35 protein-coding genes are annotated in these 20,264 nt (G+C 42.8%); 1 reads left to right on the top strand and 34 read right to left on the bottom strand.

The genetic code is table 11. From position 1 onward, the window contains the following. Positions 1-5: 5 nt before the first annotated feature. Positions 6-1,448 (bottom strand): magnesium transporter, encoded by a 1,443-nt coding sequence (mgtE, locus tag BN1209_RS01340; RefSeq protein WP_045750613.1) that lies wholly within the window; start codon positions 1,446-1,448, stop codon positions 6-8. 92 nt (positions 1,449-1,540) lie between these two features. Here mgtE and BN1209_RS01335 point away from each other — a divergent pair, with 92 nt between their 5' ends. Next, positions 1,541-1,822: a glutaredoxin family protein gene (locus BN1209_RS01335; protein ID WP_045750612.1), complete on the top strand. Its 282-nt coding sequence runs from the start codon at positions 1,541-1,543 to the stop codon at positions 1,820-1,822. 44 nt (positions 1,823-1,866) lie between these two features. Here the strand turns inward: BN1209_RS01335 and rplQ are convergent, their stop codons facing one another. The 33 genes from rplQ to rpsL form a co-directional block, all read right to left on the bottom strand. Beyond that, positions 1,867-2,256 carry a 50S ribosomal protein L17 gene (gene rplQ / locus BN1209_RS01330; RefSeq protein WP_045750611.1) on the bottom strand — a complete coding sequence of 130 codons (390 nt, stop codon included), beginning with the start codon at positions 2,254-2,256 and terminating at the stop codon, positions 1,867-1,869. A gap of 24 nt (positions 2,257-2,280) precedes the next feature. Further along, positions 2,281-3,264 carry a DNA-directed RNA polymerase subunit alpha gene (locus BN1209_RS01325; protein WP_045750610.1) on the bottom strand — a complete coding sequence of 328 codons (984 nt, stop codon included), beginning with the start codon at positions 3,262-3,264 and terminating at the stop codon, positions 2,281-2,283. Between the two features lie 27 nt (positions 3,265-3,291). Continuing rightward, positions 3,292-3,921, bottom strand: a complete 630-nt coding sequence (gene rpsD, locus BN1209_RS01320; RefSeq protein ID WP_045750609.1) for a 30S ribosomal protein S4 — start codon at positions 3,919-3,921, stop codon at positions 3,292-3,294. Positions 3,922-3,962: 41 nt separating this feature from the next. Continuing rightward, positions 3,963-4,352, bottom strand: a complete 390-nt coding sequence (gene rpsK, locus BN1209_RS01315) for a 30S ribosomal protein S11 (protein WP_011478671.1) — start codon at positions 4,350-4,352, stop codon at positions 3,963-3,965. A gap of 13 nt (positions 4,353-4,365) precedes the next feature. Next, entirely contained in the window at positions 4,366-4,728 is a 363-nt protein-coding gene (gene rpsM, locus BN1209_RS01310) for a 30S ribosomal protein S13 (RefSeq protein ID WP_045750608.1), read from the bottom strand. 123 nt (positions 4,729-4,851) lie between these two features. Next, entirely contained in the window at positions 4,852-4,965 is a 114-nt protein-coding gene (gene rpmJ / locus BN1209_RS08955) for a 50S ribosomal protein L36 (protein WP_082048359.1), read from the bottom strand. A 36-nt stretch (positions 4,966-5,001) separates the two neighbouring features. Beyond that, positions 5,002-5,220 carry a translation initiation factor IF-1 gene (gene infA / locus BN1209_RS01305; protein WP_045750607.1) on the bottom strand — a complete coding sequence of 73 codons (219 nt, stop codon included), beginning with the start codon at positions 5,218-5,220 and terminating at the stop codon, positions 5,002-5,004. Positions 5,221-5,248: 28 nt separating this feature from the next. Next, complete coding sequence (secY, locus tag BN1209_RS01300; protein ID WP_045750606.1) at positions 5,249-6,571, bottom strand: preprotein translocase subunit SecY; 1,323 nt, start codon at positions 6,569-6,571, stop codon at positions 5,249-5,251. A gap of 4 nt (positions 6,572-6,575) precedes the next feature. Then, positions 6,576-7,010: a 50S ribosomal protein L15 gene (gene rplO / locus BN1209_RS01295; protein WP_045750605.1), complete on the bottom strand. Its 435-nt coding sequence runs from the start codon at positions 7,008-7,010 to the stop codon at positions 6,576-6,578. Next, the gene (gene rpmD / locus BN1209_RS01290) at positions 7,010-7,210 is read right to left on the bottom strand and encodes a 50S ribosomal protein L30 (protein WP_045750604.1); all 201 of its coding nucleotides are present in this window, start codon (positions 7,208-7,210) and stop codon (positions 7,010-7,012) included. Before rpmD ends, rplO begins: the two co-directional genes overlap by 1 nt. Before the next feature lies 1 nt (position 7,211). Continuing rightward, positions 7,212-7,718 carry a 30S ribosomal protein S5 gene (gene rpsE / locus BN1209_RS01285; RefSeq protein WP_045751884.1) on the bottom strand — a complete coding sequence of 169 codons (507 nt, stop codon included), beginning with the start codon at positions 7,716-7,718 and terminating at the stop codon, positions 7,212-7,214. A 15-nt stretch (positions 7,719-7,733) separates the two neighbouring features. Beyond that, the gene (gene rplR, locus BN1209_RS01280; protein WP_045750603.1) at positions 7,734-8,087 is read right to left on the bottom strand and encodes a 50S ribosomal protein L18; all 354 of its coding nucleotides are present in this window, start codon (positions 8,085-8,087) and stop codon (positions 7,734-7,736) included. Positions 8,088-8,097: 10 nt separating this feature from the next. Further along, entirely contained in the window at positions 8,098-8,631 is a 534-nt protein-coding gene (gene rplF, locus BN1209_RS01275) for a 50S ribosomal protein L6 (protein ID WP_045750602.1), read from the bottom strand. Positions 8,632-8,640: 9 nt separating this feature from the next. Beyond that, the gene (gene rpsH, locus BN1209_RS01270) at positions 8,641-9,036 is read right to left on the bottom strand and encodes a 30S ribosomal protein S8 (protein WP_045750601.1); all 396 of its coding nucleotides are present in this window, start codon (positions 9,034-9,036) and stop codon (positions 8,641-8,643) included. Between the two features lie 15 nt (positions 9,037-9,051). Continuing rightward, positions 9,052-9,357, bottom strand: a complete 306-nt coding sequence (rpsN, locus tag BN1209_RS01265; protein WP_045750600.1) for a 30S ribosomal protein S14 — start codon at positions 9,355-9,357, stop codon at positions 9,052-9,054. Positions 9,358-9,364: 7 nt separating this feature from the next. Beyond that, on the bottom strand, positions 9,365-9,904 hold the full coding sequence (gene rplE / locus BN1209_RS01260) for a 50S ribosomal protein L5 (protein WP_045750599.1): 540 nt from the start codon (positions 9,902-9,904) through the stop codon (positions 9,365-9,367). 23 nt (positions 9,905-9,927) lie between these two features. Next, positions 9,928-10,245: a 50S ribosomal protein L24 gene (rplX, locus tag BN1209_RS01255; protein WP_045750598.1), complete on the bottom strand. Its 318-nt coding sequence runs from the start codon at positions 10,243-10,245 to the stop codon at positions 9,928-9,930. Between the two features lie 11 nt (positions 10,246-10,256). After that, complete coding sequence (gene rplN / locus BN1209_RS01250) at positions 10,257-10,625, bottom strand: 50S ribosomal protein L14 (RefSeq protein WP_045751883.1); 369 nt, start codon at positions 10,623-10,625, stop codon at positions 10,257-10,259. A 160-nt stretch (positions 10,626-10,785) separates the two neighbouring features. Beyond that, positions 10,786-11,061: a 30S ribosomal protein S17 gene (rpsQ, locus tag BN1209_RS01245; RefSeq protein WP_045750597.1), complete on the bottom strand. Its 276-nt coding sequence runs from the start codon at positions 11,059-11,061 to the stop codon at positions 10,786-10,788. An 11-nt stretch (positions 11,062-11,072) separates the two neighbouring features. Then, positions 11,073-11,279, bottom strand: coding sequence for a 50S ribosomal protein L29 (gene rpmC / locus BN1209_RS01240; RefSeq protein WP_045750596.1), 207 nt, complete (start codon positions 11,277-11,279; stop codon positions 11,073-11,075). A 2-nt stretch (positions 11,280-11,281) separates the two neighbouring features. Beyond that, positions 11,282-11,698, bottom strand: a complete 417-nt coding sequence (gene rplP, locus BN1209_RS01235) for a 50S ribosomal protein L16 (RefSeq protein ID WP_045750595.1) — start codon at positions 11,696-11,698, stop codon at positions 11,282-11,284. Then, a complete protein-coding gene (rpsC, locus tag BN1209_RS01230) occupies positions 11,682-12,398 on the bottom strand; it encodes a 30S ribosomal protein S3 (RefSeq protein ID WP_045750594.1) in 717 nt (238 codons plus the stop codon). Before rpsC ends, rplP begins: the two co-directional genes overlap by 17 nt. 10 nt (positions 12,399-12,408) lie before the next feature. Then, positions 12,409-12,738, bottom strand: coding sequence for a 50S ribosomal protein L22 (gene rplV / locus BN1209_RS01225; protein ID WP_045751882.1), 330 nt, complete (start codon positions 12,736-12,738; stop codon positions 12,409-12,411). Between the two features lie 9 nt (positions 12,739-12,747). Continuing rightward, positions 12,748-13,023, bottom strand: coding sequence for a 30S ribosomal protein S19 (gene rpsS, locus BN1209_RS01220; protein WP_045750593.1), 276 nt, complete (start codon positions 13,021-13,023; stop codon positions 12,748-12,750). Between the two features lie 5 nt (positions 13,024-13,028). Then, the gene (rplB, locus tag BN1209_RS01215) at positions 13,029-13,862 is read right to left on the bottom strand and encodes a 50S ribosomal protein L2 (protein ID WP_045750592.1); all 834 of its coding nucleotides are present in this window, start codon (positions 13,860-13,862) and stop codon (positions 13,029-13,031) included. Between the two features lie 8 nt (positions 13,863-13,870). Further along, on the bottom strand, positions 13,871-14,191 hold the full coding sequence (gene rplW, locus BN1209_RS01210) for a 50S ribosomal protein L23 (RefSeq protein WP_045750591.1): 321 nt from the start codon (positions 14,189-14,191) through the stop codon (positions 13,871-13,873). After that, entirely contained in the window at positions 14,188-14,814 is a 627-nt protein-coding gene (gene rplD / locus BN1209_RS01205; protein WP_045750590.1) for a 50S ribosomal protein L4, read from the bottom strand. Before rplD ends, rplW begins: the two co-directional genes overlap by 4 nt. Further along, positions 14,814-15,476 (bottom strand): 50S ribosomal protein L3, encoded by a 663-nt coding sequence (gene rplC, locus BN1209_RS01200; RefSeq protein ID WP_045750589.1) that lies wholly within the window; start codon positions 15,474-15,476, stop codon positions 14,814-14,816. The genes rplD and rplC overlap by 1 nt, the downstream gene beginning before the upstream one ends. A gap of 116 nt (positions 15,477-15,592) precedes the next feature. Further along, positions 15,593-15,901 carry a 30S ribosomal protein S10 gene (rpsJ, locus tag BN1209_RS01195; RefSeq protein WP_045750588.1) on the bottom strand — a complete coding sequence of 103 codons (309 nt, stop codon included), beginning with the start codon at positions 15,899-15,901 and terminating at the stop codon, positions 15,593-15,595. Positions 15,902-15,977: 76 nt separating this feature from the next. Further along, positions 15,978-17,168 carry an elongation factor Tu gene (gene tuf / locus BN1209_RS01190; RefSeq protein ID WP_045750587.1) on the bottom strand — a complete coding sequence of 397 codons (1,191 nt, stop codon included), beginning with the start codon at positions 17,166-17,168 and terminating at the stop codon, positions 15,978-15,980. Between the two features lie 37 nt (positions 17,169-17,205). Then, positions 17,206-19,317, bottom strand: coding sequence for an elongation factor G (fusA, locus tag BN1209_RS01185; protein ID WP_045750586.1), 2,112 nt, complete (start codon positions 19,315-19,317; stop codon positions 17,206-17,208). Between the two features lie 31 nt (positions 19,318-19,348). Further along, a complete protein-coding gene (gene rpsG, locus BN1209_RS01180; RefSeq protein ID WP_045750585.1) occupies positions 19,349-19,819 on the bottom strand; it encodes a 30S ribosomal protein S7 in 471 nt (156 codons plus the stop codon). 38 nt (positions 19,820-19,857) lie between these two features. Beyond that, on the bottom strand, positions 19,858-20,235 hold the full coding sequence (gene rpsL, locus BN1209_RS01175; protein ID WP_015829259.1) for a 30S ribosomal protein S12: 378 nt from the start codon (positions 20,233-20,235) through the stop codon (positions 19,858-19,860). Positions 20,236-20,264 lie beyond the last annotated feature (29 nt).

Below are 20,264 nucleotides of genomic sequence, written 5' to 3'. Positions count from 1 at the left end.
TGTATTCATCGTAAAAATATCGCCGCTAAACCAAGGAAAATAAAGAAACCACCACTATCTGTCACCGCAGTAATTAATACGCTTGACCCGACTGCCGGGTCACGCCCGGATTTAGTCATGACTAATGGGATCATCACGCCCATCACGGCAGCGAGTAGTAAATTCAGGGTCATTGCAGCCGTCATTACAATACTCAGCGTGATATTTTGATAGAGTGCGTAAGCAATGACACCAAGCACACTTCCCCAGATGAGTCCGTTAAGCAGACTAACACCTAACTCTTTTTTAAGAAGAGAATGCATATTGTGTGATGCAATTTGGCCAAGGGCTAAGCCTCGAACAATCATTGTCGTCGTTTGATTGCCCGAGTTACCCCCAATACCAGCCACAATAGGCATAAGGGCTGCCAAAGCAACAGTTTTCTCAATAGAGCCCTCGAATAAACCAATGACCCGTGACGCTACTAATGCAGTAACAAGATTAACTGCCAGCCATGTCCAACGGTTTTGAACTGACTTCCATACAGAAGAAAACAAGTCTTCTTCTTCGCGCAAACCCGCCATGGAAAGCATATCACTCTCAGCTTCCTCACGAATGTAATCCATGACAGTATCAACCGTTAAACGACCAACGAGCTTGTTATTATGGTCAACAACAGGGGCGGTTACTAAGTCATAACGTTCGAAAGCCTTAGAAGCATCATCAGCTAAGTCCTCTGGATGAAAAACCACTGGATCGTCTGCCATAATTTCCGCAACACCAAGGTCCAGGTCATTTACAACCAATCGCTTTAATGGCAATACCCCCCGAAGGATATCATGCCTATCTACAACGAATAATTTATCTGTGTGATCCGGTAAAGTGCCGATACGGCGAAGATAGCGTAATGCAACCTCTAACGTAATATCCTCACGAATAGTGACAATATCAAAGTCCATCAACGCACCTACTGCGTCGTCAGGATAGGCAAGCGCTGACTGTAGTCGCTCACGATTTTGGTAGTCTAGACTATCTAAAAGTTCATGTAGTACATCGGTCGGTAAATCAGGTGCTAAGTCTGCAAGTTCATCGGTATCAAGTTGTTCAGCAGCGGCAAGAAGCTCATCACTGTCCATGTCTGCGATCAGTGTTTGACGAACCGCATCTGAAACTTCCAGAAGGATTTCACCATCTCTCTCAGCTTTTACAAGTTCCCATACGTCTAAGCGTTGTGCTAAAGGCAATGCTTCAAGAATATATGCAACGTCAGCAGGGTGAAGTAGATCAAGCTTTTTCTGAAGTAGTGTGATGTTTTGCTTGTGAACAATGGATTCAACAAGTGAGCGCTTGGGCATGTCTAGTTCTTGCTTATGAACAAGATCTTCAATAAGCTTATGCTTATCTAACAAGTGGATCACTTGCTGAAGACTTTCCTGTAAGCTTTCTTTAAGTTCTGGAACTTCTGCCATTTCGTTTACCCGCAGAGAAATAATTATGCTTGAGAAATGCCTTAGCATTCACCGCAATAAGGACTAATGATGTTATATCATAAGTTTTAGGTATGTTTTTAAAAACTATGAATCAACTCAACTCAGAGATAAAAATTCAATATATTTTATATGGTACAAGCGCGTGTCATTTGTGCGAACTTGCAGAAACAATGATCATTGATGCCAGCCAGGCTCATGGAATCGGTTACGAATATATTGATATCGCTGAAAATGAAATCTTGCTAGAAAAATACGGCATAACAATTCCTGTTTTTAAATGCATAGAATCACGACAAGAGCTTAATTGGCCATTTACTAAAGTAATGTTGAAATCATTTATTGATAGGCAATAAAAAAGCCGGCAATTAACCGGCTTTTTTAAAAAAATCAATAAGATTTAGTCAGCAACAACAGCTTCTGCTGATGTATCAGGACGATCTACTAATTCAACCAACGCCATAGGCGCATTGTCACCATTACGGAAACCGCACTTCAATATACGAAGGTAACCACCTGGACGTGTAGAGTAGCGAGGGCCAAGTTCATTAAACAACTTACCAACAATGTCTCTGTCACGAAGACGACTAAACGCTAAACGACGATTTGCTAAAGTAGCATCCTTACCCAAGGTAATTAAAGGCTCTGCGATACGACGCAGCTCTTTAGCTTTTGGCAATGTAGTTTTAATGATCTCATGACGCAACAATGAAGTTGCCATATTACGCAACATTGCCTGACGATGGCTGCTGGTACGATTTAATTTACGATTACTGTTGCGATGACGCATAGTGATATCCTCACACCTTTACTATTATACTTTTTCCAGGCCAACTGGCGGCCAGTTCTCTAATTTCATACCTAACGTGAGACCTTTAGATGCTAATACATCCTTAATCTCATTAAGTGATTTACGGCCCAAATTAGGCGCCTTCAATAACTCATTTTCACCGCGTTGGATCAAATCACCAATATAGTAAATATTTTCAGCCTTTAAGCAGTTCGCAGAACGAACCGTTAACTCTAAATCATCTACCGGGCGCAACAAGATAGGATCAACTTGTGGCACCTGTTTAACTTCAACTTCCGTTGGAGCACCCTCAAGATCGGCAAATACAGATAACTGGCCAATCAAAATACGTGCTGCGTCACGAATCGCTTGTTCAGGTTCCATCACACCGTTTGTTTCAACGTCCATGATAAGTTTGTCCAAGTCAGTTCGCTGTTCAACACGAGCGCTTTCTACGAAATAGCTAACTTTGTTGATTGGGCTAAATGAAGCATCAACCATAATAAAACCAAGTACACGATCTTCATCAGTTTTCTGACGAACTGGAACTGGTTGATAACCACGACCCATTTCAACTTTAACTTCTAAATTTAATTTACCACCTTTAGTCAGGTGAGCAATTACATGATTTGGATTAAAGATTTCAGCATCATGACCAGTTTCGAAATCACCAGCTGTAACTACGCCTTCTGATGATTTACTTAATGTTAAAACTGTTTCACTTTTATTATTAAGCTTTAGTGCAACACCTTTAAGGTTCAACAAGATATCAACGACATCTTCTTGAACGCCATCAATGGTTGAATACTCGTGAACAACACCATCAATTTTCACTTCTGTAATTGCGAAGCCTGGAATTGATGAAAGCAATACACGGCGGAGAGCATTACCAAGTGTATAACCAAAACCACGTTCCATAGGCTCTAAAGTAACACGTGCACGCAATGGTGAAATAACCTCAACATCCACTACACGTGGCTTCAAATATTCAGTCGGACTGTTTTGCATAAACTTTCCTTACGGTCCTAAATTAAATTACTTAGAGTAAAGCTCAACAACGAGTGACTCATTTATTGTTGCTGGCAACTCATCACGTTGTGGCTTAGCCTTAAATGTACCCTTAAGCGCTTTAACATCAACTTCAATCCATTGTGGAAAACCGCGTAGCTCTGCAGCAGCCAAAGCGCCTTTGATACGCAATTGATTAATTGATGCTGGAGCAACCTGCACAGTATCACCTGGCTTAACTTGGTATGAAGGAATGTTGACGCGCTTACCATTAACCAAAATACTATTATGGCGAACAATTTGACGCGCTTCAGTGCGTGAAGCACCGATACCCATACGATATGTTACGTTATCTAAACGACATTCCAAGAGTTGTAACAAGTTTTCACCTGTAATACCTTTAAGACGGTCAGCTTCAGCATAATACTTACGGAATTGCTTCTCTAACACGCCATATATACGACGTAACTTTTGTTTTTCACGCAACTGGACACCATAATCAGATAAGCGCTGATTACGACGCTGACCATGTTGACCAGGTGGAAAATTACGTTTTTCGATAGCGCATTTGTCTGTAAAACACTTTTCGCCTTTAAGGAAAAGTTTTTCGCCTTCACGACGACACTGACGGCACTTAGGATCGAGATTTCTAGCCAAGGTATTTCTCCTATTAAATCTTGCTGCTTAATTGCGGCGTATTAAATACGGCGCTTTTTAGGTGGACGGCATCCGTTGTGTGGAACTGGCGTCACATCTGAAATGCTAGTAATTTTAAAACCAACAGCGTTCAACGCACGAACTGCTGATTCACGGCCTGGACCAGGTCCCTTGATACGAACCTCAAGGTTTTTAACACCACATTCTTGTGCAGCTTTTCCAGCTGCCTCTGCTGCAACCTGCGCAGCAAATGGCGTACTCTTACGAGAACCTTTAAAACCAGCACCACCAGAAGTTGCCCATGAGAGCGCATTTCCTTGGCGATCTGTGATCGTAATAATAGTGTTGTTAAATGAAGCATGAACGTGGGCGATACCCTCGGCAATGTTCTTTTTAACTTTTTTGCGTACACGTACGTTAGCTTTAGCCATGTCTACTTATTCCTTACTTGGATTGCTTAATAGGCTTCACAGGACCCTTACGTGTTCGCGCATTTGTCTTAGTGCGCTGACCACGAACAGGTAAACCACGGCGGTGACGAACACCACGATAGCAACCTAAGTCCATTAATCGCTTAATATTCATTGAAACTTCACGACGTAAGTCACCTTCAACTTGAAGCTTTGCAACTTCGTCACGCAACTTTTCAACTTCCGCATCGTTAAGATCCTTAACTTTTGCAGTCGTTAATACGCCAGCTGCAGCACAAATTTGTTTTGCAGTATTGCGTCCTACACCGTAAATCGAAGTTAATGCGATTTCAGTGTGCTTATGATTTGGGATGTTTACCCCTGCTATCCGAGCCATGTATCTACTCCAAAATTATGGCGTTGAATTTTCAATTTCGCCAAAAAAGCCCTAAATTTTAACACCTAAGCTAATTTATAACAATTAGCAGAGGATGATTCTCTACTACTCTACAACCACCAATTAACCTTGGCGTTGTTTATGTCTAGGATCAGTGCAAATAACACGCACAACACCACGACGACGAACAACTTTACAATGACGGCATAAAGCCTTTACTGATGCACGAACTCTCATGTTTGCCTCACAAAATCCAAATAATTATTGCTAATACTATTTAGCCCGGAAAATAATCCGTGCTCGCGAAAGATCATACGGGGTCATTTCTACTGTGACTTTGTCACCTGGCAAGATGCGAATATAGTGCATACGCATTTTTCCAGAGATATAACCCAAAACGATATGTCCGTTTTCTAACTTAACTCTAAATGTTGCATTCGGGAGATTCTCTAAAATCTCTCCTTGCATCTCAATTCTGTCTTCTTTTGCCATGCTCTAATGAACTCGCTCTCTTATTAAACTAGCGTGAACTAGCCGCACCATTCTTAAAATTCGCTTTCTTAAGCAAACCTTCATACTGGTGCGACATCAAATGCGCTTGCACTTGCGTCATGAAGTCCATAGTCACCACAACAATAATTAAAAGTGATGTACCACCAAAATAAAACGGCACATTAAATTTCAAAATCAAAAACTCAGGCAGTAAACATACCAGGGTAATGTAAATAGCGCCTATTAAAGTTAAACGACCCATGATGCGATCAATATACTTGGCTGTTTGCTCACCAGGACGTATCCCAGGTACGAAAGCACCGTTTTTCTTTAAGTTATCTGCAGTTTCCTTAGGATTAAACACTAAAGCAGTATAGAAAAAGCAGAAAAACATAATCGCACTGACAAAGAATAAAATGTACAAAGGTTGTCCTGGGGACAATTTAGTACCTATATCTTTGAGCCATGAAAAATTTTCGTTACTTCCAAACCAACCCGCCATTGTAGCTGGAAACAAAATAATACTTGATGCAAAAATAGGGGGAATTACACCAGCCATATTTAGCTTCAAAGGCAAATGACTTGTTTGACCGCCCATTACTTGGCGACCAACTTGTCTTTTTGCATAATTAACGGTAATTTTTCTTTGGCCGCGTTCAACAAAAACAACAAATGCAGTGACTAATATAGTCGCAGCAAAAAGAAAGATCACAAATACAGGATTAAAAGCACCACTACTTGCAAGCTCTAGCGTACTAAAAACCGCATGAGGGAGTCCTGCAACAATACCCGCAAATATAATGATTGAAATACCATTACCAATACCACGCTCAGTAATCTGCTCTCCCAACCACATCAAAAACATAGTGCCACTGACCAAAGTTACAACTGCAGTCAGTCTAAATAATAATCCAGGATCAACTACTAGGTTCGCCTGTGATTCAAGTGCAATAGCAATACCTAGGGCCTGGAATGTTGCTAAAAGAACCGTTCCGTAGCGTGTGTACTTAGTAATTTGTCTTCTACCCGCTTCACCCTCTTTTTTAAGTTGTTCCATTTGAGGTGAAACAACCGTCAAAAGCTGCATAATGATTGAAGCAGAGATGTAGGGCATGATACCAAGTGCAAACACCGTAAATCTTGAAAGTGCGCCACCAGAGAACATATTAAACATTCCCAAAATACCACCACTTTGCGATTCAAATAACTTAGCTAAAACATCTGCATTAATACCAGGGACTGGTATATGTGCGCCCAAACGATAAATAACCAGTGCACCAAGAACAAATAGCAAGCGACTTTTTAGTTCGCCAGTCTTGCTTACAGCACTTAAAATACTATCGTTTGCCAACTGATTACTCTACGATCTTGCCGCCAGCAGCTTCAAGAGCAGCGCGAGCACCTTTAGATAGCAATAAACCTTGAACAGATACTGCACGTGTCAAGTCACCTGACAAATAAACTTTTACAGATTTAACAGTGCCTGGAACAATATTCGCAGCTTTTAAAGTCAAAATGTCGATTACTGGAGCATCAATCAACAACAACTCGCTTGTTCTTACACGTGCTGTGTCGTTTTTGGTTAATGATCTAAAACCACGTTTAGGTAAACGGCGTTGTAAAGGCATCTGGCCGCCTTCGAAACCAACCTTGTGGAAACCACCTGTACGTGATTTTTGACCTTTGTGACCACGACCAGCTGTTTTACCAAAACCTGAGCCAATACCGCGACCTACACGACGTTTAACTTTTTTACTGCCTTCTGCAGGACTTATAGAATTTAATTTCATTATGCTTCTACCTTTAAAAGATAGTTAACGGTATTAATCATTCCACGGTTAGCAGGAGTATCAATCACTTCTACAGTGTGGTGCATACGACGTAGACCTAAACCAGCCACGCATGCTTTGTGAGAAGCAATACGACCAATAGTACTTTTTACTAAAGTAACTTTAACCGTGCCAATCGTCTCTTTATTTGTCTTAGCCATGTTACCCTCTAATTTCTTCTACTGATTTGCCGCGTTTAGCAGCAATTTCAGAAGGTGTATTCATTGACTGCAAACCATTAAGGGTAGCACGTACAACGTTGTAAGGATTTGTAGAACCAATGCATTTAGCTAACACATTAGTAATACCCATTACTTCGAAGATAGCACGCATTGCACCACCAGCAATAATTCCAGTACCTTCAGATGCAGGCTGAATGAATACTTTAGCTGCGCCGTGAACACCAGTAACTGCATGATGCAATGTACCGTTATTCAAGCTCACTTTAACCATTCCGCGACGTGCTTCATCCATTGCCTTTTGAACAGCAACTGGTACCTCACGTGCTTTACCTTTACCCATACCTACAGCACCATCGCCATCACCTACAACAGTAAGTGCAGCAAAACTCATAATACGACCGCCTTTGACCACTTTGGTCACGCGGTTGACTGTGATCATTTTTTCACGCAAACCATCGGTTTGCTGTTGTTCCATTTCTTTTGCCATCATCAACCCCGTCTATTAGAAGGACAAGCCGTTTTCGCGGGCAGCTTCTGCCAACGCTTTAATACGACCATGGTATTTATAACCAGAACGATCGAACGCAACTGTAGTAACACCAGCTTTTTTCGCCTTTTCAGCGATACGTTTACCAATTAATGCTGCCGCAGCAACATTGCCGCCATTTGCCAAACTCTTGCGAACCTCAGCTTCTAGCGTAGAAGCACTCGCTAATACCTTATCGCCAGTTTCAGCAATAATTTGAGCGTAAATGTGACCGTTACTACGGTGTACACAAAGACGGGTTACTTTCAATTCGGCGATTTTGGCACGGGTTTTACGTGCGCGACGCAAACGTGAATTTACATTGTTCATGGTTTAAACCTTACTTCTTCTTGGTTTCTTTAATAATCACTACTTCATCAGAGTAACGAACACCTTTGCCTTTATAAGGCTCTGGCGCTCTGTAACCACGAATCTGAGCAGCAACCTGACCAACTACTTGTTTATCAACACCCTTAAGAATAACTTCTGTAAGGGTTGGAGTTTCAACAGTAACACCAGCTGGCATTTTGTGATTGATAGGATGTGAGTAACCTAGTTCCAAATTCAACATAGCACCTTGAGCCTGCGCTTTATAACCAACGCCAACTAAAGATAACTTACGTGTGAATCCTTCGGATACACCTTTCACCATATTTGCAACTAACGCACGCAATGTACCTGACATTGCACGAGAATGCTGACTATCGTTAGCAGCAGCAAAAGTGATTGTTTCACCTTCACGCGTTAACGTTACTGCACCTGTAAGTGGGTGAGTTAGTTTACCTAACGGACCACTCACATTAATACTATCTGGGTTCAAAACTACCTCAACTTTAGCTGGGATAGCGACCGGGTTTTTAGCTACACGAGACATTTTTGCTCCTTAAGCTACTACGCATAGCACTTCACCACCGATACCGGCAGCTGATGCTTTACGATCAGTCATTACACCCTTGGACGTAGACACGATGGTCACGCCTAGGCCGTTCATTACCTTAGGAATATCTTGACTACCACGATATACACGAAGACCAGGACGGCTTACGCGGTCAATCTTCTCGATAACTGGTTGACCAGCATAATACTTAAGGCCAATGTTTAATGTTGGTTTGCCATCAACTGTTTGCACACCAAACTCATCAATGTAACCTTCATCTTTTAATACGCTAGCAATAGCGCACTTCAGTTTAGATGAAGGCATAGATACTGTTGGCTTGTTAGTGCTTTGCGCATTACGAATGCGGGTTAGCATATCGGCAATCGGATCACTCATACTCATCGTTAAATTCCTCCGTTACCAGCTAGCTTTAGTGACGCCTGGCACTTCGCCACGCATCATTAACTCGCGCAATTTACTACGCGCAATGCCAAATTTACTAAACACACCACGTGGGCGACCAGTTAAAGCACAGCGGTTACGCAGTCTTACTGGACTTGCATTACGTGGCAAACTTTGCAACTTCAAACGTGCTGCACGGCGATCTTCTGGAGTTGCATTAACGTCGTTAAGCACCGCCATAATTTCAGTACGCTTAGCAGCGTATTTTTCAACCGTTTCGCGACGTTTTTGTTCGCGCTCAATCATACATGTCTTAGCCATGAGATCCTCAGTTTCTAAACGGGAAGCTGAATGCAGTTAAAAGTGCACGCGCTTCTTCATCTGTTTTTGCTGTCGTTGTAATGGTGATGTTCATACCACGCAACGCATCAATTTTGTCGTATTCAATTTCAGGGAAAATAATCTGTTCTTTAACGCCCATGTTGTAGTTGCCACGACCATCAAATGATTTAGCAGAAATACCACGGAAGTCACGAATACGAGGGATTGCAACAGTTACTAAGCGATCCAAGAACTCATACATACGTTCACGACGCAACGTTACCTTACAACCAACAGGATAATCATCACGAATTTTAAACGCAGCAACTGATTTCTTTGCTTTCGTTACAATTGGTTTTTGACCAGCGATTTTCTCCATATCACCCACCGCATTTTCCATTACCTTTTTATCAGCAACAGCTTCACCAACACCCATATTGAGTGTGATTTTTTCGATTCGCGGCACTTGCATTGGAGACTTATAACCGAACTGTTCGGTCAAAGACTTAACCACTGTATCTTTATAGAAATCTTTTAAACGAGCCATTTGTTTTCTTATGCCTCTCGCGCTTACGCGTCAACAACTTCACCGCTAGATTTGAATACACGCACTTTGCGTCCATCATCTAACGTTTTGAAGCCAACACGTTCACCCTTTTGGGTGGCAGGATTAAACAAAGCAACATTAGAGATATCAATTGGCATCTCTTTATTGATGATACCGCCAGCCACACCCTTCATTGGGTTTGGCTTAGCATGTTTCTTCACCATGTTTGCGCCTTCAACTACAACATGACCAGTATCAAGAATACTCAATACTGTGCCACGTTTACCTTTATCCTTACCTGTATTCAGGATAACTTCGTCACCTTTACGAATTTTATTCATTTAGCAGATCCTTACAAAACTTCTGGTGCTAAAGAAACGATCTTCATGAAACGCTCACCACGTAACTCACGTGTAACCGGTCCAAAGATACGAGTGCCAATTGGCTCTAGCTTGTTATTTAGCAAAACAGCAGCGTTGCTATCGAACTTAACTAAAGAGCCATCTGCACGACGAACACCTTTAGCTGTACGAACAACAACAGCACTATAAACTTCGCCTTTCTTGACGCGACCACGTGGTGCAGCATCTTTAATGCTGACCTTGATAACATCGCCAATACTTGCGTAACGACGCTTTGATCCGCCCAACACTTTGATACACATTACAGAACGTGCACCAGTATTGTCGGCAACATCTAGCCGAGATTGCATTTGAATCATGAGAATAATCTCCAACTTAATCCGTTAAAACCAACACCAGCCGCTTGTCATCCACGGCCGACAGCACTACGGTCAGTATTGGGGCACTAGCTTAGGCCGAAGCCATGAGTGCCGAAAAGTCCAACATTATATATTGCATCCGTGACGGATGCAATATTATTTATACACCTGTAGATTTAGTAACTACTTTACTAACTTTCCAAGTTTTTGTTTTTGAAAGTGGGCGTGTTTCTTCAATCACAACCAAATCACCTTCTTTACATTCATTTGTTTCGTCATGCGCGTGAAACTTATTTGAACGGCGAATAACTTTACCGATCAATGGATGCTTCACTTTACGCTCAACTAAAACAGTGACTGTTTTATCCATCTTGTCACTTACTACTCGACCGCTTAATGTACGGACGACTTTATTTGTTGCTAAATCGTTACTCATAATGACTCCGTTTAAGCTGCTTTAGCAGATGACTTTGATTTTTCCGCAAGCACTGTGCGAACACGTGCAACATCTCTGCGAACTTTACGAATTTGATCAACTTTGTTGAGTTGTTGAGTTGCCAATTGCATACGCATAGAAAACTGTGCGCGACGCAATTCGATTAACTCAGCATTCAACTCGTCAACAGACTTCGCTCTTAATTCAGTTGCTTTCATCATTAACTCCCGAGATGACGTGTAGCAAATGTTGTTTCAATTGGCAATTTCGCAGCTGCCAATTTGAACGCTTCACGCGCCAACTCTTCACTCACACCGTCCATTTCATAAAGCATTTTTCCAGGCTGAATCTGTGCAACGTAGTACTCAGTACTACCTTTACCATTACCCATACGAACTTCAGCTGGCTTCTTAGAAATTGGCTGATCAGGAAAAATACGAATCCAAACGCGACCACCACGTTTAATATGACGTGTCATCACGCGACGAGCTGCTTCAATTTGACGTGCAGTAAGACGACCACGACCAACTGCTTTCAAACCGAATTCGCCAAAACTTACTTTATTACCCGTAGTTGCAATACCTTTATTACGGCCTTTTTGCATCTTACGGAATTTTTGTCTAGCTGGCTGTAGCATTTTTTGCCCCCGACTTTCTTACTTTCTTTTCTGGTTCTGCGACTGGCGCAACAACTGGTTGTTCACCTTTGTTGTCAAACACTTCGCCTTTGAATACCCAAACTTTGATGCCGATGATTCCGTATGTTGTTAATGCTTCTGCAACACCGTAATCAATATCAGCACGTAAAGTATGAAGTGGCACACGGCCTTCGCGATACCATTCAGTACGAGCAATTTCAATACCGTTCAAACGGCCTGAACTCATAATCTTGATACCTTGAGCACCTAAACGCATCGCGTTTTGCATCGCACGCTTCATCGCACGACGGAACATTACACGTTTCTCTAATTGCTGAGCGATGCTCTGTGCAATCAAAGTAGCGTCAATCTCTGGCTTACGCACTTCTTCAATATTCAAATGAACAGGTACACCCATCAAACCCTGAATGCTAGAGCGTAAAGTTTCAATATCTTCACCCTTCTTACCAATCACGATACCTGGACGTGCACTGTAGATAGTTATTTTTGCGTTCTTTGCAGGACGCTCAATCACGATCTTGCTTACAGCAGCGTGTGCTAGCTTTTTGTTAAGGAACTCGCGTACCTTAATGTCGCTATTCAACATTGCTGGGAAATTTTTGCTGTTGGCATACCAACGTGATGTCCAGTTCTTTTGGACGCTCAGACGGAAACCAATTGGATGAATTTTCTGACCCATAACGATTCCTTTAGTTACCCACTGTCACGTTAATGTGACAAGTTGGTTTGGTAATGCGACCAGCGCGACCTTTAGCACGAGCACGAATACGCTTAAGCACAATACCTTTATCAACGTAGATTGAAGTTACCTTCAACTCATCGATATCAGCACCATTGTTGTGTTCGGCATTAGCAATTGCTGACTCAAGCACTTTCTTGATAATTTCAGCACCTTTTTTAGGTGAGAATTGCAAAATGTTAAGTGCATGGTCAACTTTCTTACCGCGTACCAAATCCGCTACTAAGCGAGCTTTCTGTGGAGAAAGATGTACACCTTTTAATACTGCAGATACTTGCATCATCATCTCCTACTTCTTAGCTTTCTTATCGGCTGCATGACCTTTGAAAGTGCGTGTTAACGCAAATTCGCCGAGCTTGTGGCCAACCATGTTTTCAGAAATCAACACAGGTACGTGTTGCTTGCCATTATGAACCGCAATAGTTAAACCAATGAAGTCAGGCAAAATTGTAGAACGACGTGACCAAGTTTTAATTGGTTTACGATCGCGCGTTTCAGCAGCTTTTTCTACTTTTTTAGCCAAGTGACCATCGATAAATGGACCTTTTTTAATTGAACGTGCCATATTGATTACCTCTTATTCGCAGGACGGCGTGAAACACGCATATTGTCAGTGCGCTTGTTGCTACGAGTACGATAACCCTTGGTTGGAGTACCCCATGGGCTCACTGGATTCATACCAGCAGCTGTTTTACCCTCACCACCACCGTGCGGGTGATCAACTGGGTTCATTACAACACCGCGGACTGTAGGACGCACACCGCGCCAGCGCATCGCACCAGCTTTACCGATAGAGCGCAATGAATGTTCTTCATTACCCACTTCACCAAGCGTTGCTTTGCAATCAACGTGTACACGACGAACTTCACCTGAACGTAAACGCAATTGAGCGTAGCTGCCTTCACGAGCTAAAAGCTGCACTGAAGTACCTGCTGAACGAGCCAACTGCGCACCTTTACCAGGTTGCAATTCAATACAATGAATCGTGCTACCTACTGGGATATTGCGTAATGGCAATGCGTTACCTACTTTAATAGGTGCATCTGAACCACTAATCAACTGTGCGCCAGCAGCTACACCGCGCGGAGCGATGATATAACGACGCTCCCCGTCGGCATAACATAACAACGCAATGTGTGCGCTACGATTTGGATCGTATTCAATATGCTCAACCTTTGCTGGAATGCCGTCTTTATTGCGACGGAAATCTACCAAACGGTAATGTTGCTTATGACCGCCACCTTGGTGACGGATTGTAATGTGGCCGTTATTATTACGACCCGCATTTTTGCTTTGCTTCTCCAGCAGCGGCGCATAAGGCTTGCCCTTATATAGATCAGGTGTTACCACCTTTACTACGGCGCGCCGACCTGGTGAAGTTGGCTTGACTTTAATCAGTGCCATGATTTCTCCTATTCGCCCGCTGCAAAATTAATTTCTTGGCCTGGTTTCAAGCTTACATAAGCTTTCTTCCAGTCTTTACGGCGACCCATAATGCGGCCAGCACGTTTCTCTTTACCCTTAACGTTAACTACCGTTACGGATTGCACTTCAACTTTGAATACAAGCTCAACCGCAGCCATAATTTCTGGTTTAGTTGCATCTGTACGCACTTTGAAAGCAATTTGCTGATTTTGATCAGCAATACGAGTTGCCTTTTCAGTAATTTGCGGAGCCAAAATAACTTGCAGTAAACGATCTTGGATTTTTACTAAGTTTAGATTCGCACTCATGCTAGCATCTCCTCAAGCTTCTTCACTGCAGCTTTAGTAGCAACCACATTTGGGAAGCGAACCAAGCTGACAGGATCAACGTATTGAGCTTCAACAACTAACACGTTAGGAATGTTACGTGCTGACAGATATAAGTTTTCATCAAAACCATCCACCAACAACAAAACACCTTCAGCAAAACCCAAACCCTTGATTTTCTCAACAAGGTTTTTAGTTTTTGGAGTGTCAACAGTAAACTCTTCAATCACTGACAAACGTGTTTGACGTACAAGTTCTGAAAGAATTGCACACATACCAGCACGGTAAGCCTTACGGTTTACTTTATGGCTGAAGTTTTCATCAGGACTATTAGGGAATGCACGACCACCTCCACGCCAGATAGGGCTTGAGCTCATACCTGAACGTGCACGACCAGTACCTTTTTGGTTCCATGGTTTGTGTGTAGTGTGACTTACGTTACCACGACCCAATTGAGCACGAGTCGCAGTACGGGCATTAGCTTGGTATGCAACAACAACTTGATGCACCAAAGCCTCATTAAATTCACGAGCAAACGTTACATCTGAAAGCTCAACAGCTGACTTTGTAACCTTACCGCTTTTGTCGATTAATTTGATTTCCATTATTTGGCCGCCTTATTAGAAGACTTGGCTTTAACAGCAGGACGTACAACTACATCGCCACCCTTAGAGCCTGGAATAGCACCTTTAATCAACAATAGATTACGTTCAACATCAACACGAACCACTTGAAGGTTTTGTGTCGTTACTTGAACAGCACCTAAATGACCAGGCATGCGCTTACCAGGGAATACTCGACCTGGATCTTGCGCCATACCGATTGAGCCTGGAACATTGTGTGATCTTGAGTTACCGTGAGATGCACGGTTTGATGAGAAGTGGTGACGCTTAATCGCGCCAGCAAAACCTTTACCAAGAGAAGTGCCAGTCACATCGACCATTTGACCTTCTTGGAAAATATCAACTGAGATTGTTGCGCCAGCAGTGTAGTTTGCCAACACATCATCAGAAACTGAAAATTCTTGGATACCAGCACCTGCAGCAGAGCCTGACTTAGCATAGTGCCCAGTCAAAGCTTTGTTGATACGGCTAGCGCGACGTTCGCCGAATGCAACTTGAAGGCCTGTGTAGCCATCAGTAGCAATCGTCTTAATCTGTGTCACACGGTTAGGTACAACTTCCAATACTGTAACTGGGACGCTTGCGCCATCCTCAGTAAACAGGCGGGTCATGCCTACCTTGCGACCAATAAGCCCTAAGCTCATGATCGATTCCTTATATTTAGTTAAAAAGCCGATTACAATTGACCGACTTCTCTGAAAGAGCGCGGATTATACCGAACTCTCGTTTACATTACAACTTTAAATCTAAAACCAGCTTATTAAAGCTTAATCTCTACATCAACACCAGCCGGCAAATCTAACTTCATCAATGCATCAACTGTTTTATCAGTTGGGTCAACAATATCCATTAAACGTTGGTGTGTACGGATTTCAAATTGATCGCGTGATGTTTTATTCACGTGTGGTGAACGTAAAATATCGAAACGCTCAATACGCGTTGGCAATGGAACTGGGCCTTTAACAACAGCACCAGTACGTTTTGCTGTTTCTACGATTTCTTGAGCAGATTGATCAATCAAACGATAATCAAAAGCTTTTAAACGAATTCGGATTTTTTGACTTTGCATTTTTTACTGCCTTTCTAAAGAGCGAAACGGCGGGACAAGTCCCGCCATCTGATTTAACTACAAAATTACTTATTGATTATTCAATAATCTTAGCAACAACACCCGCACCAACAGTACGACCGCCTTCACGAATCGCGAAGCGTAAACCATCTTCCATCGCAATCGGAGCAATCAATGTCACTGTGATTGATACGTTATCACCTGGCATCACCATTTCTGTACCTTCTGGCAATTCAACTGCACCAGTCACGTCTGTTGTACGGAAATAGAATTGTGGACGGTAACCATTGAAGAATGGTGTATGACGACCACCTTCATCTTTACCCAACACGTAAATCTCTGCTGTGAATTTTGTATGTGGCTTGATAGAACCTGCTTTTGAAAGCACTTGACCACGTTCAACTTCTTCACGTTTTGTACCACGTAGCAATACGCCAACGTTGTCGCCTGCTTGACCTTGGTCTAGCAATTTGCGGAACATTTCAACGCCTGTACATGTTGTTTTCAATGTTGGCTTAATACCAACGATTTCAATTTCATCACCAACTTTAACAATACCGCGCTCAATACGGCCTGTTACTACTGTACCGCGACCTGAGATTGAGAATACGTCTTCAACTGGCATCAAGAATGCACCGTCGATTGCACGTTCTGGCAATGGGATGTAGCTATCTAAAGCTGCAGCCAATTTGAAAATTGCTGGTTCGCCGATTTCTGATTGGTCACCTTCTAGTGCCAATTTTGCTGAACCGTGAATGATTGGTGTGTCATCACCTGGGAAGTCATATTTAGACAACAAATCACGAACTTCCATTTCTACTAGCTCTAACAACTCAGCATCATCAACCATGTCTGCTTTGTTTAGGAACACAACGATGTATGGAACACCAACTTGGCGAGCTAAAAGGATATGCTCACGTGTTTGTGGCATAGGACCGTCAGCTGCTGAACATACCAAAATAGCACCGTCCATTTGCGCAGCGCCAGTAATCATGTTTTTTACATAGTCAGCATGGCCTGGGCAGTCAACGTGTGCGTAGTGACGTGTTTCTGTCTCGTACTCAACGTGGGCAGTATTAATAGTAATACCACGTGCCTTTTCTTCTGGTGCAGCATCAATTTGGTCGTAAGCTTTTGCTTCGCCGCCAAATTTCTTTGTCAATACAGTCGTGATCGCTGCTGTTAGTGTTGTCTTACCATGGTCAACGTGTCCAATTGTGCCTACGTTAACGTGTGGCTTGGTACGTTCAAATTTGCCTTTTGCCATTTTTTTCTTCCTTAATCTATCTTAATTAAATTAATACTTATTTTTTGTTGATAATTGCTTCAGCAACGTTTCTTGGTGCTTCAGTGTAATGCTTAAATTCCATGCTGTAACTTGCACGACCTTGAGACAATGAACGTACAACCGTTGAGTAACCGAACATCTCAGCTAGCGGAACTTCTGCACGAATGATTTTACCTGTCGGGCTATCATCCATACCTTGAATCATACCCCGGCGTGATGACAAGTCACCCATCACATCACCCATGTAGTCTTCTGGTGTCTCCACTTCAACAGCCATCATAGGCTCAAGCAAGATAGGATCTGCTTTACGCATACCATCTTTGAAACCGATTGATGCTGCCATCTTAAATGCGTTTTCGTTCGAGTCAACATCATGGTACGAACCATCAAACAACGTTACTTTTACGTCAACGACAGGGAAACCAGCCAAAATACCGCTAGGGATAGTTTCTCTCAAGCCTTTTTCAACAGCAGGGATAAATTCACGTGGCACTGTACCACCCTTAATTTGATCAATGAATTCAAAGCCCTTACCTTGCTCGTTAGGCTCCATGATAAGCCAAACGTGACCGTATTGACCCTTACCACCAGATTGCTTAACGAACTTACCTTCAACTTCAACTTTCTTCTTGATCGCTTCACGATACGCAACTTGTGGTGCGCCAACGTTAGCTTCAACGCCAAACTCACGTTTCATACGATCAACTAGAATTTCTAAGTGCAACTCACCCATACCAGAAATAATCGTTTGGTTAGTTTCTTCATCTGTTTTAACACGGAACGAAGGATCTTCTTGTGCCAAACGGTTAAGCGCAACACCCATTTTTTCTTGGTCGGCCTTTGTTTTTGGCTCTACAGCAACGTGAATTACTGGCTCAGGGAAAATCATACGCTCAAGAATCACTTCGTGGTTCAAGCTACACAATGTATCACCTGTTGTGGCTTCTTTAAGACCAACAGCTGCTGCAATATCGCCCGCACGAACTTCATCAAGCGGCTCGCGAGTATTCGCATGCATTTGCACGATACGTCCGATACGTTCTTTTTTTCCCTTGATTGGGTTGTAAACTGTATCACCAGCATTAACAACACCAGAGTAAACGCGGAAGAAAATCAATTGACCAACAAATGGGTCAGTCATAATCTTAAACGCTAACGCTGAGAATTTTTCATCATCAGCAGCGAATTTTTCATCATCAGCAGCACGCAAGCGAACTTCATTGCCTTTTTCATCTTCAGCTTTAACTGGAGGAATGTCAGTTGGTGCTGGCATAAGTTCAATTACCTTGTCCAACATTGCCTGAACACCCTTGTTCTTAAATGCTGAACCACACATCATTGGAACAATTTCAAATGCAATCGTACGAAGACGCAAGCCTGCCAAGATATCTTCTTCTGACAAATCACCATTTTCTAGGTACTTGTTCATTAGCTGTTCATTAGCTTCAGCAGCAGCTTCCACCATGTTCTCACGCCATTTAGCGCAATCAGCCTTTAGATTGTCAGGAATATCACGGTAATCAAACTTCATACCTTGCGAAGCTTCGTCCCAGAAGATTGCTTTCATCTTGATTAAGTCAACCACACCCTCAAAGGTTTCTGAAGCGCCGATTGGCACTTGCAATGGGACTGGATTTGCTTTTAGACGAAGACGCATTTGATCGTAAACTTTGAAGAAATCCGCACCAGCGCGGTCCATCTTATTTACGAATGCCAAACGTGGCACTTTGTATTTGTTAGCTTGACGCCAAACCGTTTCAGATTGTGGCTGTACACCACCTACCGCACAGTAAACCATACATGCGCCGTCAAGCACACGCATTGAACGTTCAACCTCAATTGTGAAGTCAACGTGACCTGGGGTATCAATAATGTTGATACGGTGCTGGTCAAACTGCTTAGCCATGCCAGACCAGAAGCAGGTAGTCGCTGCAGACGTAATAGTAATACCACGTTCTTGCTCTTGCTCCATCCAGTCCATCGTAGCAGCGCCATCATGCACTTCACCGATTTTGTGGTTAACACCAGTGTAAAAAAGAATACGTTCAGTTGTCGTTGTTTTACCAGCGTCAATGTGCGCACTAATACCAATGTTACGGTAGCGTTCAATAGGGGTTTTACGAGCCACAGCGATTACCTTTTTTCTTTATATCTGTTGATTAGAAGCGGAAATGCGAGAATGCTTTGTTAGCTTCTGCCATACGGTGAACTTCTTCACGTTTCTTCATTGCAGAACCGCGACCTTCAGAAGCCTCAACCAATTCAGCCGCCAAGCGCAAGCCCATTGATTTTTCACCACGCTTACGCGCAGCATCACGCAACCAACGCATTGCCAAAGCACTACGGCGATTTGGACGAACTTCAACTGGCACTTGATAGTTAGCACCACCAACACGGCGGCTCTTAACTTCAACAATCGGGCGCAAATTGTTAATTGCTAGCGTAAACACTTCCAATGCATCCTTGCCACTTTTTTGAGTAACTTGGTCAAATGCACCGTACAAAATACGCTCAGCAACTGATTTTTTACCACCAGTCATCAATACGTTTACGAATTTAGAAACTTCTTGGCTACCAAATTTTGGATCAGGCAAGATGTTTCGTTTGGGGACTTCTCTACGTCTAGGCATTTTTCTCTATTCCTTAGTTTAAGCGGCTAGGCCAATAATTAAGCCGCTTTAGGGCGCTTAGCACCGTATTTAGAACGTGATTGTTTACGGTCTTTAACACCAGCAGTATCCAAGCTACCGCGCACCATATGGTAACGCACACCAGGCAAGTCCTTTACACGACCACCGCGCAGTAGAACCACGCTATGCTCTTGCAAGTTATGGCCTTCACCGCCGATATAACTAATAACTTCGTAGCCGTTAGTCAAACGTACTTTTGCGACTTTACGCAAAGCTGAGTTTGGCTTTTTAGGCGTTGTTGTGTAAACACGTGTACAGACACCACGCTTTTGTGGACAGCTTTCTAAGGCTGGCACTTTGCTCTTGGTGACCACTTTTTGGCGCGGTTTGCGCACTAATTGATTGATGGTTGGCATAACCTTTAATCCTGTAAAAATTACGGGAC

The organism is Candidatus Methylopumilus turicensis (genome assembly GCF_000953015.1).
GTDB lineage: Bacteria > Pseudomonadota > Gammaproteobacteria > Burkholderiales > Methylophilaceae > Methylopumilus_A > Methylopumilus_A turicensis.
The sequence above is the reverse complement of the archived record's forward strand: the minus strand, read 5'-3'. Positions and strand labels throughout refer to the sequence as shown.

What these genes read in the sequence shown, in the direction of transcription:
- infA (WP_045750607.1), bottom strand. Translation starts at nt 5,220, where the DNA reads ATGGCAAAAGAAGACAGAATTGAGATGCAAGGAGAGATTTTAGAGAAT.
- rpsQ (WP_045750597.1), bottom strand. Translation starts at nt 11,061, where the DNA reads ATGAGTAACGATTTAGCAACAAATAAAGTCGTCCGTACATTAAGCGGT.
- rpsE (WP_045751884.1), bottom strand. Translation starts at nt 7,718, where the DNA reads ATGGCAAAAGAAATGGAACAACAGCAAACCGATGGTTTGCGTGAAAAA.
- rplP (WP_045750595.1), bottom strand. Translation starts at nt 11,698, where the DNA reads ATGCTACAGCCAGCTAGACAAAAATTCCGTAAGATGCAAAAAGGCCGT.
- rplR (WP_045750603.1), bottom strand. Translation starts at nt 8,087, where the DNA reads ATGAACAATGTAAATTCACGTTTGCGTCGCGCACGTAAAACCCGTGCC.
- rpsS (WP_045750593.1), bottom strand. Translation starts at nt 13,023, where the DNA reads ATGGCACGTTCAATTAAAAAAGGTCCATTTATCGATGGTCACTTGGCT.
- rplV (WP_045751882.1), bottom strand. Translation starts at nt 12,738, where the DNA reads ATGCAAGTATCTGCAGTATTAAAAGGTGTACATCTTTCTCCACAGAAA.
- BN1209_RS01325 (WP_045750610.1), bottom strand. Translation starts at nt 3,264, where the DNA reads ATGCAAAACAGTCCGACTGAATATTTGAAGCCACGTGTAGTGGATGTT.
- rpmC (WP_045750596.1), bottom strand. Translation starts at nt 11,279, where the DNA reads ATGAAAGCAACTGAATTAAGAGCGAAGTCTGTTGACGAGTTGAATGCT.
- rplN (WP_045751883.1), bottom strand. Translation starts at nt 10,625, where the DNA reads ATGATTCAAATGCAATCTCGGCTAGATGTTGCCGACAATACTGGTGCA.
- rpsJ (WP_045750588.1), bottom strand. Translation starts at nt 15,901, where the DNA reads ATGCAAAGTCAAAAAATCCGAATTCGTTTAAAAGCTTTTGATTATCGT.
- rplC (WP_045750589.1), bottom strand. Translation starts at nt 15,476, where the DNA reads ATGAGCTTAGGGCTTATTGGTCGCAAGGTAGGCATGACCCGCCTGTTT.
- rpsG (WP_045750585.1), bottom strand. Translation starts at nt 19,819, where the DNA reads ATGCCTAGACGTAGAGAAGTCCCCAAACGAAACATCTTGCCTGATCCA.
- rplB (WP_045750592.1), bottom strand. Translation starts at nt 13,862, where the DNA reads ATGGCACTGATTAAAGTCAAGCCAACTTCACCAGGTCGGCGCGCCGTA.
- rplD (WP_045750590.1), bottom strand. Translation starts at nt 14,814, where the DNA reads ATGGAAATCAAATTAATCGACAAAAGCGGTAAGGTTACAAAGTCAGCT.
- rpmD (WP_045750604.1), bottom strand. Translation starts at nt 7,210, where the DNA reads ATGGCTAAGACAAATAAAGAGACGATTGGCACGGTTAAAGTTACTTTA.
- rpsC (WP_045750594.1), bottom strand. Translation starts at nt 12,398, where the DNA reads ATGGGTCAGAAAATTCATCCAATTGGTTTCCGTCTGAGCGTCCAAAAG.
- rplX (WP_045750598.1), bottom strand. Translation starts at nt 10,245, where the DNA reads ATGAATAAAATTCGTAAAGGTGACGAAGTTATCCTGAATACAGGTAAG.
- rplW (WP_045750591.1), bottom strand. Translation starts at nt 14,191, where the DNA reads ATGAGTGCGAATCTAAACTTAGTAAAAATCCAAGATCGTTTACTGCAA.
- rplQ (WP_045750611.1), bottom strand. Translation starts at nt 2,256, where the DNA reads ATGCGTCATCGCAACAGTAATCGTAAATTAAATCGTACCAGCAGCCAT.
- rpsM (WP_045750608.1), bottom strand. Translation starts at nt 4,728, where the DNA reads ATGGCTCGGATAGCAGGGGTAAACATCCCAAATCATAAGCACACTGAA.
- tuf (WP_045750587.1), bottom strand. Translation starts at nt 17,168, where the DNA reads ATGGCAAAAGGCAAATTTGAACGTACCAAGCCACACGTTAACGTAGGC.
- rpsN (WP_045750600.1), bottom strand. Translation starts at nt 9,357, where the DNA reads ATGGCTAAGACATGTATGATTGAGCGCGAACAAAAACGTCGCGAAACG.
- rplO (WP_045750605.1), bottom strand. Translation starts at nt 7,010, where the DNA reads ATGAAATTAAATTCTATAAGTCCTGCAGAAGGCAGTAAAAAAGTTAAA.
- mgtE (WP_045750613.1), bottom strand. Translation starts at nt 1,448, where the DNA reads ATGGCAGAAGTTCCAGAACTTAAAGAAAGCTTACAGGAAAGTCTTCAG.
- rpsH (WP_045750601.1), bottom strand. Translation starts at nt 9,036, where the DNA reads ATGAGTATGAGTGATCCGATTGCCGATATGCTAACCCGCATTCGTAAT.
- rpsL (WP_015829259.1), bottom strand. Translation starts at nt 20,235, where the DNA reads ATGCCAACCATCAATCAATTAGTGCGCAAACCGCGCCAAAAAGTGGTC.
- rpsK (WP_011478671.1), bottom strand. Translation starts at nt 4,352, where the DNA reads ATGGCTAAAGCTAACGTACGTGTACGCAAAAAAGTTAAAAAGAACATT.
- rpmJ (WP_082048359.1), bottom strand. Translation starts at nt 4,965, where the DNA reads ATGAGAGTTCGTGCATCAGTAAAGGCTTTATGCCGTCATTGTAAAGTT.
- rplF (WP_045750602.1), bottom strand. Translation starts at nt 8,631, where the DNA reads ATGTCTCGTGTAGCTAAAAACCCGGTCGCTATCCCAGCTAAAGTTGAG.
- BN1209_RS01335 (WP_045750612.1), top strand. Translation starts at nt 1,541, where the DNA reads ATGTTTTTAAAAACTATGAATCAACTCAACTCAGAGATAAAAATTCAA.
- rplE (WP_045750599.1), bottom strand. Translation starts at nt 9,904, where the DNA reads ATGGCTCGTTTAAAAGATTTCTATAAAGATACAGTGGTTAAGTCTTTG.